This is a genomic window from Escherichia sp. HH41S (genome assembly GCF_009820115.1).
GTDB classification, from domain to species: Bacteria; Pseudomonadota; Gammaproteobacteria; order Enterobacterales; family Enterobacteriaceae; genus Escherichia; species Escherichia coli_F.
In genome coordinates this window covers 103505-120158 of the sequence record NZ_VNXE01000095.1, presented here as the reverse complement: position 1 = coordinate 120158, position 16654 = coordinate 103505, and the positions used below count along the sequence as shown (strand labels likewise).

Sequence of the window (16654 nt, the reverse complement as noted above, 5' to 3'; positions counted from 1 at the left end):
CAAAAAAAACCGCCGAACTTGTCGGCGGCTTTCTGACTTACGAACTGACAGCTTACATCAGCGGCATTGCCAAACGCACAATGCTAATCAGCGGTTGCGGCCATACACCCAGCACCAGTACCAACAGTGCAGAGATCAGCACCACGATACCACCTGCGCTGTACTGCCAGTTTGATGGTGCATCGCGACCCGGTTGTTCCGGGGCGTGCAGGTATAAGCTCACCGCTACGCGCAGGTAGTAATAGAGGCCGATTGCCGAACCGACAACCACGGCACCCACCAGCCACCACAAGTGTGCCTGGACACCGACCGCCAGCACGTAGAACTTACCGATAAAGCCCAGCGTCATCGGGATACCGGCCAGAGACAGCATCATCACCGTCATCACCGCCGCGAGGATCGGACGATGCCAGAACAGACCGCGGTAAGAGAACAGGGAATCAGCATCCGGGCCACGGTACGGGCTGGACATCAGGCTGACTACGCCAAATGCGCCGAGGCTGCTGAACAGATAACCGGCCAGGTAAACCCCTACCGCTTCCATCGACATCTCGCCAGTTTGCAGCGCAATCAGCGCCACCAGCAGATAGCCGAGGTGAGAGATAGACGAGTAACCGAGCAGACGTTTGATATTGGTCTGGCTCAGTGCCATCAGGTTACCGAAGATGATAGAGGCAAAGGCGATAATCGCCAGCACCACGCGAATCGCTTCACTGTCACCCACCGGAGCGTAAAGGAACAGACGCATCACCACGCCGAAGATAGCGATTTTGCTCGCCGTCGCCAGGAAGGTAGAAACCGGCGCAGGCGCGCCCTGGTATACGTCTGGTGTCCACAGGTGGAACGGCACCAGAGAGAGCTTGAAGCCGAGGCCGACAATCATCAGGCCAAAACCTGCCAGCAACAGCGGCTCGTTGAGCATGCCGTCGCCAAGGTTTTTACCCAGTGCAACGAACGACAGGTCGCCAGACTGCGCGTACACCAGTGCCATACCAAACAGCAGGAAAGAAGACGCTGCAGCAGAAAGGATGGTGTATTTGATACTGGCTTCCAGCGAACGTTTCTGGCGGAAAGCGTAACCGACCAGGCCAAACAGCGGCAAAGAGATCAGTTCAATACCGAGGAACAGAGACGCCAGATGGTTGGCATTCGCCAGCAGGATCCCGCCCAGCGCGGCAATTAACACCAACAGGTAGAACTCGTCCTTGTTGTCGTTATAGCCTTCAAGCCACGGGTAGGCGAAAGTACAGGTGGCGAGGCTCGCCAGCAGGACCAGCCCGGTGTAAAGCATGGCGAAACCATCAACACGCATCAGCGGCGTAACGTCCATAGCGCCCGCCTGGCCGACAAACCAGAGCGAAACCAGCGCCGCGTTAAGCCCAATAACCGAGAGCGTAGCGTTGAGGAAATGATTGCGTCGCCACGCAATGGAGAGCATCACAACCACCACCGTCAAGCCGACGATCAGCAACGGTAGCAGTGCGATCAGGTTTTGTGGAGTTATTGTCATGGCGATTTACGGCCTTGTAGTAGTAACGGAATTAACAAACCACTGCTGGATATTGCCAATCGCGGAATGCGAGGTATCCAGAATCGGCTGCGGATAGAAGCCCAGCAGTACCAGCAGCACCACCAGCAACAGGATCATAAACAGCTCACGCAGCGACATCCCTGGTAGTTCTTTGCTGGCAATCTCGCTTTTCGCTTTACCGAAGTAAGCGCGATGAAGCATCGCCAGCGAATAAACAGAAGCAAAGACCAGCCCGAAGGTAGAGATAACGGTAATCATCGGGACAACCTGGAAGCTGCCGAACAGGATCATAAATTCGCCGACGAAGTTACCGGTGCCTGGCATCCCAAGCGTTGCCACTGCAAAGAACAGCGACAGTGCTGGCAGCCATTTCATTTTGCTCCACAGACCGCCCATCATGCGCATATCGCGGGTATGGATACGTTCATAAAGCTGACCGCAGAGAATAAACAGACCCGCCGCCGACAAGCCGTGAGCAATCATCTGAATGACCGCGCCCTGGTAGGCCAACTGGCTGCCGGTGTAGATAGCAATCAGCACAAAGCCCATGTGGGAAACCGAGGTGTAGGCGATCAGACGTTTGATATCGGTCTGGGCGAAGGCCATCCACGCACCGTAGAAGATGCCAATAACACCCAGCCACATAGCGATTGGTGCAAACTCTGCCGACGCGTTCGGGAACAGCGGCAGGGAGAAACGCAGCAAACCGTAAGCGGCAGTTTTCAGCAAGATCCCCGCGAGGTCAACGGAACCGGCGGTCGGAGCCTGGGAGTGCGCATCCGGCAGCCAGCCATGCAGCGGAACCACCGGCATTTTCACCGCAAATGCGATGAAGAAGCCCAGCATCAGCAAATATTCCACGCCGTTAGACATTGGCGTATTCAGCAGCTCTTCATAGTTGAAGGTCCAGACGCCAGTCGCATTGTAGTGAACAAAAACCAGCGCCAGGATGGCGATCAGCATCACCAGACCACTCGCCTGGGTGTAAATGAAGAACTTGGTTGCCGCCGTGATACGCGTTTTACCGTCAGAAGCTTTATGCCCCCACAGTGCGATCAGGAAGTACATCGGCACCAGCATCATTTCCCAGAAGAAGAAGAACAGGAACATGTCGATGGCAAGGAACACGCCGATAACGCCGCCCAGGATCCACATCAGGTTGAGGTGGAAGAAGCCCTGATATTTTTCGATCTCTTTCCACGAACAGAGTACCGCCAGCACACCGAGCAGACCGGTCAGCACGACCATCAGCAGCGATAGCCCGTCAATGGCGAGATGGATAGAGATACCAAAACGCGGGATCCACGGCATGTCGAATTCAGACTGCCACTGCGGAATTCCGGCGGATTGCGTCAGTGAATAACCGCCCTGCAACCACAGTTGCAGCGACAGCGCCAGCGTCAATCCCATGGTGATCAGCGCGATCCAGCGCGGCACCTTGACGCCAAAGCGTTCGGTCTGCCAGCACAGGAAGCCGCCGATAAAGGGAATTAATATTAGCCAGGGTAGTAACATGGCGATCTTTATTCCTTGTAAAAGTCCCGTCAGGACCGGATTTTCAACGAATTCTCACGACAGAAAATTCTCTTCGGATTGTGGTTGTAGTGTCGGATGCGCCGCGAAGGCGGCTTATCCGACCTACGTTCTTATATGCCCAGGGGCAAGCCCACAATCCTTAACTCAACGCAGTACCATCAACAGTGCCAGCACCACGACCGCACCGATGCTCATGGATGCCACATACCAGCGCAGATAACCGTTCTCGCTTAACAGCAGACCTTTACCTGCAAAGCGGGAAAGGACAGCCGGGATGTTCATCATTGAGTTCAGCGGATCGCGTTTCAGCAACCAGGCAATACCCAGGAACGGCTTGACGAACACTTTGTCGTACAGCCAGTCAAAGCCCCAGGCGTTGTACCACCAGGTACCCAGCAGACGGCCCGGCGCACTGTTGGCGATGGAGGTCACCAGAGTACGTTTACCCAGCCACAGCCAGGCTGCCAGCAGAATACCAACCACCGCGATCACGCCAGAGGTAATTTCCAGGGTCAACATGCTGCCGTGCGCCAGTTCCGTAGTTTGCGGAAGCACGCCCTGCAGCGGCGGTACAATCAGTGCGCCAACGAAGGTGGAAAGGATCAGCAGCACAATCAGCGGCAGGCTGTGAGTAATCCCTTTCACGGCGTGAGCGTGAATTTGTTCTTTCCCGTGGAAGACGATGAAAATCATACGGAAGGTGTAGAGCGAGGTCATAAACGCACCGACCAGACCTGCCACCATCAGATTGATATGACCATTCGCCATCGCACCCGCGAGGATCTCATCCTTACTGAAGAAGCCCGCAGTAACCAGCGGCAGTGCCGACAGTGCTGCACCACCCACCAGGAAGCAGAGATAAACCAGCGGAATAGATTTACGCAGACCGCCCATCTTGAAGATGTTCTGTTCGTGATGGCAGGCCAGAATGACGGAACCGGATGCCAGGAACAGCAGCGCTTTAAAGAACGCGTGGGTCATCAAGTGGAAAATCGCCGCATCCCATGCCTGTACGCCAAGCGCAAGGAACATGTAGCCAATCTGGCTCATGGTGGAGTAAGCGAGAACACGTTTGATGTCGGTCTGTACCAGCGCGGCAAAACCGGCCAGCAGCAGCGTAACTGCCCCGACAATACCCACCAGATGCAGAACTTCTGGTGTCATCAGGAACAGGCCGTGGGTACGGGCGATCAGGTAGACACCCGCGGTTACCATTGTTGCAGCGTGGATCAGCGCGGAGACAGGCGTCGGGCCCGCCATCGCGTCGGCAAGCCATGTCTGCAACGGCAGCTGCGCAGATTTACCAACCGCACCGCCCAGCAGCATCAGCGTCGCCCACATCAGCATGTTATTGCCGTCAGCAAAGTGCGCGGGTGCCAGTTCTACCATTTCACGGAAGTTCAGGGTGCCCAGTTCGTTGTAGAGAATGAACAGCGCGAAAGCGAGGAACACGTCACCCACACGGGTCACGACAAACGCTTTCATTGCCGCTGCGCCATTCTTCGGATCGGTGTAATAGAAACCGATCAACAGATAGGAGCACAGGCCCACGCCTTCCCAGCCGAGGTACATCAGCAGCAGGTTGTCGGCAAGAACCAGAACCACCATGCTGGCGATGAACAGGTTGGTGTAGGCGAAGAAGCGAGAGTAGCCCTCTTCACCACGCATATACCAGGAGGCGTACATGTGAATAAGGAAACCGACACCGGTGACCACCGAGAGCATGGTCAGCGACAGGCCGTCCAGCACCAGATTGAAACCGATGTTAAAGTCGCCTACCGACATCCATGTCCACAGCGGCTGGCTGTATGCCTGCTCGCCGTTAGCGAAAAAGTCAACGCCGATAAAGGCGGTTACCAGCGCCGCCAGGCCCACAGAGCCTACGCCCACGATCGCCGAGACATTTTCAGACCAGCGCCCACGGGAGAACGCCAGCAGGACGAAGCCAATCAATGGCAAAATAATGGTTAAGGCAAGCATGTTCATCCGCGCATCTCACTTACTGAATCGATGTTCAGGTTCTGGCGACGACGGTGAAGTTGCAGCAGCAGCGCAAGGCCGATACTCGCTTCCGCCGCCGCGAGGCTGATGGCGAGAATGTACATCACCTGACCGTCGGTCTGACCCCAGTAGCTTCCGGCGACCACAAAGGCCAGCGCAGAGGCGTTAATCATGATTTCCAGACCAATCAGCATAAAGAGCAGATTGCGACGGATAACCAGACCGGTTAAGCCAAGAACGAATAAGATTGCCGCGAGGATCAGTCCATGTTGTAAGGGGATCATGCGTGCTCCTCCGTTTTTCTTTTCGCGCTGTCGTCTTTACGATTGCTCAGCACTTCACCCGCACGCTCTTCACGACCGACGTGGAAGGCCACAACCAGACCAGCCAGCAGCAGCATAGAAGCCAGTTCCACCGCCAGTACGTAAGGCCCGAACAGCGTAATACCCACTGCTTTAGCACTGATTGGCGTACCGTCGATACCCTGATCGTTAACACCGAGAATGGCGTAAACAATCACCACCAGCATGATGGCTGACAAAATTGCCGGACCAATCCACACCTGCGGTTTCAGCCACTGGCGTTCCTGTTCGATTTCCGAACCGCCCAGGTTGAGCATCATCACCACGAACACGAACAGCACCATAATGGCACCCGCGTAGACGATAATTTCCAGCGCACCGGCGAAGTAAGCGCCCAGTGAGAAGAACACCCCGGAAATCGCCAGCAGCGAAATAATCAGGTACAGCAATGCGTGTACCGGATTGGTATGGGTGATCACTCGCAAGGTCGCAAGTATGGCTATCAGGCCACAGATATAAAAAGCGAACTCCATTGCCCCTCTCCTTACGGTAACAGGCTCTTGACGTCGATAGGCTTGGCTTCGTTCTCTGCTTCGCCCTTATCTTTGCCGTCGATTGCCATACCTGCCATCCGGTAGAAGTTATATTCCGGGTATTTGCCCGGACCGGAGATCAGCAGATCCTCTTTCTCATAAACCAGATCCTGGCGCTTGTATTCCCCCATTTCGAAATCCGGGGTTAACTGAATCGCCGTAGTCGGACAGGCTTCTTCGCACAGACCACAGAAAATGCAGCGTGAGAAGTTGATGCGGAAAAATTCCGGATACCAGCGACCGTCTTTGGTTTCTGCTTTTTGCAGCGAGATACAGCCGACCGGGCAGGCTACCGCGCAGAGGTTACAGGCTACGCAACGCTCTTCGCCGTCCGGGTCGCGGGTCAGAACGATGCGACCACGATAACGGGGCGGCAGATAGACCGGCTCTTCCGGGTACATTCGCGTTTCGCGTTTGGCGAACGCGTGCAGGCCGATCATCCAGATACTACGAACCTGGGTGCCGAAACCTACTAACAATTCTTTTAAGGTCATGGTCTTAGTGCCCCTTATTGCGCCTGCCAGAGAATGACAGCCGCCGTTACCAGCAAGTTGATCAGCGTCAGCGGCAGGCAGATTTTCCAGCCGAAGGACATTACCTGGTCATAACGCGGACGCGGTAACGACGCACGAATCAAAATGAACATCATCATAAAGAACGCGGTTTTCAGCGCGAACCAGATGAATGGCGGTAAGAACGGGCCTTGCCAGCCACCGAAGAACAGCGTCACCATCAATGCGGAGATGGTCACAATCCCGATGTATTCGCCCACGAAGAACAGACCGAACTTCATGCCGGAATACTCAATGTGGTAACCATCCGCCAGTTCCTGCTCGGCTTCCGGCTGGTCAAACGGGTGACGGTGACACACCGCCACGCCCGCGATGGCAAAGGTAATAAAACCAAAGAATTGCGGGATGACGTTCCACACGTGCGCCTGGCTGTTAACGATGTCGGTCATGTTGAATGAACCGGCCTGCGCCACCACGCCCATCAGGGAAAGCCCGAGGAACACTTCGTAGCTCAGGGTCTGCGCAGAAGCACGCATCGCACCAAGCAGCGAGTATTTGTTGTTACTTGACCAGCCCGCAAACAGCACCGCGTAAACCGCCAGACCGGCCATCATCAGGAAGAACAAAATCCCGATATTCAGGTCGGCAACTACCCAACCAGGGCTGACTGGCACAATCGCAAAGGCCAGCAGCAGCGAGGTAAAGGCAATCATCGGTGCCAGGGTAAAGATGACGCGATCCGAGAATTTCGGGATCCAGTCTTCTTTAAAGAACATTTTGATCATGTCCGCGACCAGCTGGAGCGAACCGCCCCAGCCAACACGGTTAGGTCCGTAACGGTTCTGGAACAGACCCAGCAGGCGACGTTCGCCAAAGCTCATGAATGCCCCGCAGGTGACAACCACCAGCAGGATCACCACCGCTTTGAGGATGGTCAGCAGGATCTCAATCAGTTCCGGTGATATCCAACTCATTGTTGTGCCTCCTTGAGATCCTCAAGATGCGCGCCAGCCAGCACCGGAGCAATGCCGGACATGCCCATCGGCAAGCCCACCTGCCCTGCCGTCAGTCCTTCGGCGATTTCAACCGGCAGCGTGACCGTGTTGCCATCGTAACTAAAGGAGACGCGTGTACCCCCGTTCACCCCCAACTTCGCGGCATCCGCGGGGTTGAGTTTGATGTACGGCTGCGGCATACGGCTCTGGAAGACCGGAGCACGCTGTGACAATTCATCGCTGCCAAACAGGTGGTAGTACGGCGCGATACGCCATTTCCCGTCCTGCGGTTGGAAGCGTGCCGGTACGCTGGTGAAGTAATCCAGACCGTTTTCGCTGGTTTCAAACAGACGCACGCCCGGATCGCCAAAGCGCAGTTTGCCGCCCACTTCGTCCTGGAATTTGTTCCACGCCTGCGGGGAGTTCCAGCCCGGCGCCCAGGCAAACGGCACTTGCGAACGGTGCGCGGTCGGCTGGTTGTTACCTTCCATCGAGAAGGTGAACATGGTGTCAATATCCTGCGGCTGACGCGGCTCATGAACGCTGATGTTGGCGCGCATGGCGGTACGACCGCTGTAACGGTGCGGCTCACGGGCCAGTTTCTGCCCACGAATACGGAATGTCGCATCCGGCGCAGCATCTTTGATACCTGCCAGTTCCGGGATTTTCGCCACAACAGCGTCAATCACATGGTCGAGCTGCGTCCAGTCCACTTCACGGCTCAGCAGGGTGCTGTGCAGCGAGTGCAGCCAGCGCCAGCTTTCCAGCATCACAGTTTTGCTGTCGTAATAAGCCGGATCGTAAACCTGGAAGAAACGTTGGGCGCGGCCTTCGTTGTTGATCACCGTACCGTCGCTTTCAGCAAAGCTGGCGGCGGAAAGCACCAGATGGGCGTTTTCCATGATCGCCGTACGTTGATGGTCAACCACCATCACCAGCGGCGCTTTCGCCAGCGCAGCATTCACGCGGGTAGCGGAAGCGTGACGATGCAGATCGTTCTCCAGCACCACCACCGCGTCGGCGCGTCCTGTTTCCAGTTCGGTCAACGCTTCTTCAAGCGAACCGCCGCCCATAATGCCCAACCCCATGCTGTTGACAGAGCGGGCAATCATGGTGATACCGACGTCAGCGCCGCGACCTTTCAGGGCTTTCGCGACGTTAGCCGCAGCCTGAATCACTTCAGCGCTACCAGCGTTCGTCCCGGAGATAATTAACGGTTTCTTCGCACCAGCCAGTGCCTGCACGATGACGTCGATTTTGCTTTGCAGCTCAGGTTCGATACCGTCAACCGCTGGTGCAGAGTTATCCAGCGCATGGGCGATGGCAAAACCTAAACGCGCCTGATCTTCAACCGGTGCGCGGTAAGTCCACGCCGCGATATCATCCAGACGGGTGTCATCAACGTTAGTCACAAACAGCGGATGCTTCGCACGTTGACCGATGTTGAGGATTGCCGCAATCTGCCAGTCAGCCACTTTCTGTGCTGCCGCCATTTCGCGTGCTTTACCTTTCACCGCCTGACGCACTGCCAGCGCAACGCGCGCGCCGGTCTGGGTAACGTCTTCGCCCAGCACCAGTACCGCATCGTAAGATTCAATTTCGCGTAAGGCCGGAGTATAAATGCCGCCTTCGCGCAGAACTTTTAGCGCCAGTTGCAGACGTTCCTGCTCACCGTGAGCGATACCGGTATAGAAGTTTTCTTCGCCCACCAGCTCACGCAGCGCAAAGTTGCTTTCCACGCTGGCACGCGGAGAACCGATGCCGATGACTTTCTTCGACTGACGCAGAATATCTGCCGCGCCCTGCATTGCCTGTTCGGCGTTGAGGGTAATGAAATCATCGCCACGACGCTGTACTGGCTGACGCGGACGATCTTTCAGGTTGACGTAGCCGTAACCGAAACGACCTCGGTCGCAGAGGAAGTAGTGGTTTACCGTACCGTTGTAACGGTTTTCGATACGACGCAGTTCGCCATAACGCTCGCCGGGGCTGATGTTACAGCCGATGGAACATTGCTGGCAGATGCTCGGCGCAAACTGCATATCCCATTTACGGTTATAACGCTCGGAGTGCGTTTTGTCGGTGAATACGCCGGTCGGGCAAATTTCGACCAGGTTACCGGAGAATTCGCTTTCAAGGGTGCCGTCTTCCGGGCGACCGAAGTAGACGTTGTCATGTGCACCGTAAACGCCCAGATCTGTACCGTCAGCGTAATCTTTGTAGTAACGCACGCAGCGGTAGCAGGCGATGCAACGGTTCATTTCGTGAGAGATGAACGGCCCCAGATCCTGATTGCGGTGGGTACGTTTGGTGAAACGGTAGCGACGGAAGCTGTGTCCGGTCATCACGGTCATATCCTGAAGATGGCAGTTACCGCCCTCTTCACATACCGGACAATCGTGCGGGTGGTTGGTCATCAACCACTCGACCACGCTTTCACGGAACTGTTTCGCTTCTTCGTCGTCAATGGAAATAAAGGTGCCATCGGAAGCCGGTGTCATACAGGACATCACCAGGCGACCACGCGTGTCTTCCGCGTTTTGGTATTGCTTCACCGCACACTGGCGGCAAGCACCGACGCTTCCCAGCGCCGGATGCCAGCAAAAGTAAGGAATATCAAGGCCCAGAGACAGACAAGCTTCCAGCAGGTTGTCCGCTCCGTTAACCTCGTATTCTTTGCCGTCTACATGAATTGTAGCCATTAGCATGCTTCCAGTTTTCTCAGTCAGAGACTGAGCGTTAATCGAAATTCGGTTACCAGCGCTCTTTCAGCAGGTTCGGCTGAATCCCATTAATCAAATGGGTATTGCTGAACGGCTGTTTGATTCCCGCCTCAAATTCTTCGCGGAAATATTTGATGGCGCTCTGTAACGGCTCCACTGCACCAGGTGCGTGGGCACAGAAAGTTTTACCCGGACCTAAGAATCGACACAGTTGCTCAAGTGTTTCGATATCGCCCGGCTGACCTTCGCCACGCTCCAGCGCGCGCAGAATTTTCACGCTCCACGGCAAACCGTCGCGGCACGGCGTACACCAGCCGCAGGACTCACGGGCGAAAAATTCTTCCAGGTTTCGTACCAGCGACACCATGTTGATCTCGTGATCAACCGCCATCGCCAGCGCCGTACCCAGACGGCTGCCCGCTTTACCGATACTTTCGAATTCCATCGGCAGGTCAAGGTGCGCTTCGGTCAGGAAGTCAGTGCCCGCACCGCCTGGCTGCCAGGCTTTGAATTTCAGGCCGTCACGCATACCACCGGCGTAATCTTCGAGGATCTCGCGTGCGGTAGTGCCGAACGGCAGTTCCCACAGGCCCGGATTTTTCACCCGACCGGAGAAGCCCATCAGCTTGGTGCCAGCATCTTTGCTTTTCGAGATGTTCTGATACCACTCCACGCCGTTAGCGAGGATCGCCGGAACGTTACACAGGGTTTCGACGTTGTTGACACAGGTCGGTTTGCCCCAAACGCCAGAGGTTGCCGGGAAGGGGGGCTTCGAGCGTGGGTTAGCGCGACGCCCTTCCAGGGAGTTGATTAACGCTGTTTCTTCCCCGCAGATGTAGCGCCCTGCCCCGGTATGGACGAACAGTTCGAAATCGAAACCTGTTCCCATAATGTTTTTGCCAAGCAGCCCTGCTTCGGTGGCTTCGGCAATGGCACGGCGCAGATTCACTGCCGCCTCGATATATTCGCCACGCAAGAAGATGTAGCCACGATAAGCTTTCAGCGCAAATGCGGAAATGAGCATACCTTCCACCAGCAGGTGCGGCAGTTGCTCCATCAGCAGGCGGTCTTTATAAGTGCCCGGCTCCATTTCATCGGCGTTACACAGCAGGTAACGGATGTTCATGGATTCGTCTTTCGGCATCAGGCTCCATTTCAGGCCAGTCGAGAAGCCCGCACCGCCGCGCCCTTTCAGGCCAGCGTCTTTAACCTGATTGACGATCTCGTCCGGAGACAGCCCGGTCAGCGCCTTACGCGCGCCTTCGTAACCGTTTTTGCTGCGATATTCGTCCAGCCACACTGGCTGTTTGTCATCACGCAGACGCCAGGTCAGCGGATGCGTTTCGGGAGTACGGATAATGTTTTTCATTTATACCGCTCCAGCAGTTCAGGGATCGCTTCCGGGGTCAGATGCGCGTGAGTGTCCTCATCGATCATCATGTTTGGCCCTTTGTCGCAGTTCCCCAGGCAGCAAGTTGGCAGCAGCGTAAAGCGACCGTCAAACGTCGTTTGCCCTGGTTTGATGTTCAGTTTTTTCTCCAGTGCCGCCTGAATGCCCTGGTAACCGTTAATGTGACAGACCACGCTGTCGCAATAACGGATCACATGGCGACCAACCGGCTGGCGGAAGATCTGGCTGTAGAAAGTAGCCACGCCTTCGACATCACTTGCGGGAATACCCAGAACGTCAGCGATCGCGTGGATCGCGCCGTCTGGCACCCATCCACGCTGTTTCTGAACGATTTTCAGCGCTTCAATGGACGCCGCACGCGGGTCTTCGTAGTGGTGCATCTCGTGCTCAATCGCTTCACGCTCAGCCGCACTCAGCTCAAAAGCCTCGGTTTGTGGTTGTTGATTCTCGTGCATAATTAGCGGTCCACATCTGACATAACAAAATCGATACTGCCCAGATAAACAATCAGGTCAGACACCAGGCTGCCGCGGATCGCCGCCGGAATTTGCTGCAAATGCGCATAACTCGGCGTACGGATACGGGTGCGATAACTCATAGTGCTGCCGTCGCTGGTCAGGTAGTAACTGTTGATCCCTTTGGTCGCCTCAATCATCTGGAAAGATTCATTGGCAGGCATCACCGGCCCCCACGACACTTGCAGGAAGTGGGTGATCAGGGTTTCGATATGTTGCAGCGTGCGCTCTTTCGGCGGCGGCGTGGTCAGCGGGTGATCCGCTTTGAACGGGCCTTCCGGCATGTTGTTGAGGCACTGCTCAAGAATGCGCAGACTCTGACGCAATTCTTCCACTTTCAGCATTACGCGGGTGTAGCAGTCAGAAACACCACCACCAACCGGGATTTCAAAGTCGAAGTTTTCATAGCCAGAATAAGGGCGCGCCTTACGCACATCGAAGTCGATCCCGGTAGCACGCAGGCCCGCGCCAGTGGTGCCCCACTCCAGCGCCTCTTTCGCGCCGTAGGCGGCTACGCCCTGGGAACGGCCTTTCAGAATCGTGTTTTGCAGCGCCGCTTTCTCATAAGACGCCAGACGTTTCGGCATCCAGTCGAGGAACTCACGCAGCAGGCGATCCCAGCCGCGCGGCAGGTCGTGCGCTACGCCGCCAATACGGAACCACGCCGGGTGCATACGGAAACCAGTGATTGCTTCCACTAGATCGTAAATTTTCTGACGATCGGTAAAGGCGAAGAACACTGGCGTCATCGCACCGACGTCCTGAATAAAGGTCGAGATATACAGCAGGTGGCTGTTGATGCGGAACAGCTCAGAAAGCATTACGCGAATGACGTTAACGCGATCCGGCACGGTGATCCCGGCAAGTTTCTCTACCGCCAGCACGTAAGGCATTTCGTTAACGCAGCCGCCGAGGTATTCGATACGGTCGGTATACGGAATGTAGCTATGCCAGGACTGGCGCTCGCCCATTTTCTCCGCGCCACGGTGGTGGTAGCCGATGTCTGGTACGCAGTCGACAATCTCTTCGCCATCGAGCTGCAAAACGATACGGAAAGCACCGTGCGCCGACGGGTGGTTCGGACCGAGGTTGAGGAACATGAAGTCTTCATTTTCGGTGCCACGCTTCATCCCCCACTCTTCCGGTTTGAAGGTCAGGGCTTCCATCTCCAGATCCTGTTTGGCTTTGGTCAGCTCAAACGGCGAGAATTCGGTAGCGCGCGCCGGGTAATCTTTACGCAGCGGGTGGCCTTTCCAGGTTTGCGGCATCATGATGCGGCGCAGGTTCGGGTGACCGTCGAAAGTAATGCCAAACAGATCCCAGGTTTCACGCTCATACCAGTTAGCGTTCGGGAACAGTTTGGTAAAGGTCGGTACGTGCAGGTCGTTTTCTGCCAGCGCCACCTTCAGCATGATGTCGCGGTTACGATCGATAGAAATCAGATGGTAGAAAACGGAAAAATCCGCGGCAGGTAACCCTTCGCGGTGTGTGCGCAGACGTTCGTCCATGCCGTGTAAGTCAAACAGCATGACGTAAGGTTTCGGCAGTTTCTTTAAGAAATCACCCACTTCCAGTAATTGTTCACGCTTGATCCACACAACGGGAACCCCGGTGCGAGTCGCCTGAACAGTAAAGGCATCCGGCCCAAAACGGTTGCGCAGTTCGCCAATCACCGGATCATCAAGATGATCGCGGGTCTGCCAGGCGGGTTCTTGCGCGGTTAAGTCGGTCATATTGTTCACCATTGCAAATGGTCCGTGGTGACTGTCGGCGCAGTAAGCTTCGCGAAATAGATTTAGGAATAAGCGAAGAAAAATCCCTTTGCCGACAGGCGCAAATTAAATCTCGTCAGGTGTACGCAGGTTGGTAACGGCAATGCGTTCACCGCGCTTGCGTTCGCGCTCTGATTGCATATTGGCGCGATAAACGCCCTGATCGCCAACCACCCATGAGAGCGGACGACGTTCTTTGCCGATAGATTCCTGCAACAGCATCAATGCCTGCATGTACGCTTCAGGACGTGGCGGGCAGCCCGGGATATACACATCAACCGGAATGAATTTATCGACGCCCTGCACAACGGAATAAATATCGTACATACCGCCAGAGTTGGCACAGGCCCCCATTGAGATAACCCATTTTGGTTCCAGCATCTGGTCATACAGACGCTGAATAACCGGTGCCATTTTGGTAAAGCAGGTTCCTGCAACCACCATCAGGTCAGCCTGACGCGGCGAAGCACGCAATACTTCTGCGCCAAAACGTGCCACGTCATGCACCGCGGTAAACGAAGTCACCATCTCAACGTAACAGCACGAAAGACCGAAGTTATACGGCCAAATTGAGTTTTTACGACCCCAGTTAACCATGTCATTGAGCTTGCCCATAAACACGTTTTTGTTAACTTCTTGCTCCAGAGGGTCGGTTACGATCTCCTGCTTTTGCAGGGGGTAACGGTCGTTCTCACCGTTGGGATCTATGCGGGTGAGCGTATAATCCATCTTAATGCCTCGCGGTTAGCGTTGACGATTAGCGATACTGTTCGTTTCCGGGTTCATACGCTCGCGGCGTGAACGCGCGGGCGTCCAGTCCAGCGCGCCAATACGCACCAGATAAACCAGACCAGCCAGTAACACAAAAATAAAAATTGCAGCTTCCACAAAGCCTACCCAGCCGCTTTCGCGGATAGAGGTTGACCATGCGAACAGATACAGCGCTTCAACGTCGAAGATAACGAAGAACATGGCCACCAGATAAAACTTGGCGGACAGGCGTAAGCGGGCGGAGCCGACCGAGTCGATACCGGATTCAAACGGAACGTTTTTCGACCTCGCGCGTGCGCGACCGCCTAAAAACCAACCGCCTACCAGCATCAGGCAACACAGGCCAATGGCAACGATAAGAAAGATAGCGAATGCCCAGTGATGAGCGATGACTTCAGTGGATGTTGACATACTCATTGCTTACTCATCAAAAGTAGCGCCAGATTCACTGCTCTTCACGGCAGATGGACGCCACATCGATTCATGGGGAGGAATAAAAAAAACCTTACAATCACTGTAGAAACTCTTTTATACAGCTAATTGATGTGGTCTTTTACTCCTTTCTATAACCTTTTGTCAACTTTAACAAAAGTTTCTTCACATTAGTTTACATAATATCAACACTATTAGCATTTAATGCCCTTTCACCCCAGATCCTTGACGACTCCAGGATAATTAGATGTTGTTGAATCGTGTCCGTTGTGAAGCAATGGAAAAAATACGGGTCTATTTTGACAGGAATTTGTGTCGATTCCTCCCCCCAAAAGAGAGTATTTTCTTGATCTGTGACACGCTTTTGTCATTCCATAACAAAAACGCAGCAACAAATTTACGTATTTTTTAACATCATTGTAGCAGGTGATTTTTTTCAGGCGATTATTTGTGCGTTCGGGACGTGAATCTCTGGTGATTGAAAAATGAACAGTTTTGTGCGTTCTGCACGATACGAGGAAGGCTTTTTACTAAAAAAAAAGCCGCTGGGGTTTAAAACACCCCCAGCGGCTCGTTTTTACACTATTGTCTTAGAAATTATCTATGGTCCGTCGATTACTCGATATCCCTTTCAATTAACAATGAGTCATCGCCTTCCGGAGCAGACATTGGGCTGTATTGCCACGGATTATGGTAGCTCTCCATCGCCTGATAAATCACCTGAGCCAGCTCATTATTACTGGACGGGTCATAGCACAACAAATATTCGGTATCGGGTAGCGGCGGTAAGCCATCTACCCCACTCAGCACACGCAGATCAGGACTCATCATCTCGACCGGCCTTGCTGTCACACCAAGACCGGCTTTCACTGCCGCACGAACGGCCGGAAGCGTCGAGGCGACATAAGCCAGTCGCCATGGAATATCTGCTTTATTAAGCGTCGCCAGCACCATATCGCGAAACGGGCTAGGATCATCCAGCAATACAAGAGGGATCGGCTCGCCTTTTTGCAATACGTATTCCGCTGCGCAGTACCAGTGTGTTGGCGAGGTACGCAGGTTCAATGCCTTAAACGTTGAAGGACGATGGGTGGTTACCATCAAATCCACTTCCTGGGATTCCAGCATTTCTGCCATGTAGGCATTACGTTTAACGCGGACATCCAGCGCTAGTTTCGGATAAACCGAACTCACGCGATTTAACAGGAAAGGTAAGATCGTATCGGCAGATTCATCTGAAGCACCGATAGTTAACACGCCCTGAAGATTACTGAACATTAATGATGAGCAGGCCTCATCATTAAAACGCAGGATTTTCCTGGCGTAACCAAGAAGTTGAATGCCATGTTCAGTTAACAGTTTGTTGCGACCGTGACGAGCGAACAGTTCTTTCCCAACGAGTTGTTCCAGACGCTGCATTTGCTGACTTACGGCGGACTGAGTACGACACACAGCGGCAGCTGCGGCAGCAAAAGTGTTCAGATCGGCAACAGCAACAAATGTTCTCAGCAGATCGAGGTCGAGGTTAATTATCGGACGATTTGCACTTATCATATATTA

General features: G+C 54.5%; 14 protein-coding genes. All 14 read right to left on the bottom strand.

The window, feature by feature from the left end:
• Nucleotides 1-52 precede the first annotated feature (52 nt).
• Nucleotides 53-1510, bottom strand: a complete 1458-nt coding sequence (gene nuoN, locus FQZ95_RS18440) for an NADH-quinone oxidoreductase subunit NuoN (RefSeq protein ID WP_000156701.1) — start codon at nt 1508-1510, stop codon at nt 53-55.
• A 6-nt stretch (nt 1511-1516) separates the two neighbouring features.
• Complete coding sequence (gene nuoM / locus FQZ95_RS18435; protein ID WP_000926436.1) at nt 1517-3046, bottom strand: NADH-quinone oxidoreductase subunit M; 1530 nt, start codon at nt 3044-3046, stop codon at nt 1517-1519.
• 165 nt (nt 3047-3211) lie between these two features.
• Nucleotides 3212-5053 carry an NADH-quinone oxidoreductase subunit L gene (gene nuoL, locus FQZ95_RS18430; RefSeq protein WP_160530493.1) on the bottom strand — a complete coding sequence of 614 codons (1842 nt, stop codon included), beginning with the start codon at nt 5051-5053 and terminating at the stop codon, nt 3212-3214.
• Nucleotides 5050-5352, bottom strand: coding sequence for an NADH-quinone oxidoreductase subunit NuoK (gene nuoK / locus FQZ95_RS18425; RefSeq protein WP_000612644.1), 303 nt, complete (start codon nt 5350-5352; stop codon nt 5050-5052). Before nuoK ends, nuoL begins: the two co-directional genes overlap by 4 nt.
• Nucleotides 5349-5903, bottom strand: a complete 555-nt coding sequence (nuoJ, locus tag FQZ95_RS18420; protein WP_000393511.1) for an NADH-quinone oxidoreductase subunit J — start codon at nt 5901-5903, stop codon at nt 5349-5351. Before nuoJ ends, nuoK begins: the two co-directional genes overlap by 4 nt.
• Nucleotides 5904-5914: 11 nt before the next feature.
• Nucleotides 5915-6457 carry an NADH-quinone oxidoreductase subunit NuoI gene (gene nuoI, locus FQZ95_RS18415; protein ID WP_000172749.1) on the bottom strand — a complete coding sequence of 181 codons (543 nt, stop codon included), beginning with the start codon at nt 6455-6457 and terminating at the stop codon, nt 5915-5917.
• A 14-nt stretch (nt 6458-6471) separates the two neighbouring features.
• Nucleotides 6472-7449 carry an NADH-quinone oxidoreductase subunit NuoH gene (nuoH, locus tag FQZ95_RS18410; RefSeq protein WP_000118503.1) on the bottom strand — a complete coding sequence of 326 codons (978 nt, stop codon included), beginning with the start codon at nt 7447-7449 and terminating at the stop codon, nt 6472-6474.
• Complete coding sequence (gene nuoG, locus FQZ95_RS18405; protein WP_032303442.1) at nt 7446-10172, bottom strand: NADH-quinone oxidoreductase subunit NuoG; 2727 nt, start codon at nt 10170-10172, stop codon at nt 7446-7448. The genes nuoH and nuoG overlap by 4 nt, the downstream gene beginning before the upstream one ends.
• A gap of 52 nt (nt 10173-10224) precedes the next feature.
• Entirely contained in the window at nt 10225-11562 is a 1338-nt protein-coding gene (gene nuoF, locus FQZ95_RS18400) for an NADH-quinone oxidoreductase subunit NuoF (RefSeq protein ID WP_000789502.1), read from the bottom strand.
• Entirely contained in the window at nt 11559-12059 is a 501-nt protein-coding gene (nuoE, locus tag FQZ95_RS18395) for an NADH-quinone oxidoreductase subunit NuoE (RefSeq protein WP_000545042.1), read from the bottom strand. Before nuoE ends, nuoF begins: the two co-directional genes overlap by 4 nt.
• Nucleotides 12060-12061: 2 nt before the next feature.
• Nucleotides 12062-13864: an NADH-quinone oxidoreductase subunit C/D gene (gene nuoC / locus FQZ95_RS18390; protein ID WP_000247878.1), complete on the bottom strand. Its 1803-nt coding sequence runs from the start codon at nt 13862-13864 to the stop codon at nt 12062-12064.
• A 93-nt stretch (nt 13865-13957) separates the two neighbouring features.
• Nucleotides 13958-14620, bottom strand: coding sequence for an NADH-quinone oxidoreductase subunit NuoB (nuoB, locus tag FQZ95_RS18385; protein WP_000386733.1), 663 nt, complete (start codon nt 14618-14620; stop codon nt 13958-13960).
• A 15-nt stretch (nt 14621-14635) separates the two neighbouring features.
• Nucleotides 14636-15079, bottom strand: coding sequence for an NADH-quinone oxidoreductase subunit NuoA (gene nuoA, locus FQZ95_RS18380; RefSeq protein ID WP_000062997.1), 444 nt, complete (start codon nt 15077-15079; stop codon nt 14636-14638).
• Between the two features lie 630 nt (nt 15080-15709).
• Entirely contained in the window at nt 15710-16648 is a 939-nt protein-coding gene (lrhA, locus tag FQZ95_RS18375) for a transcriptional regulator LrhA (protein ID WP_000622290.1), read from the bottom strand.
• Nucleotides 16649-16654 lie beyond the last annotated feature (6 nt).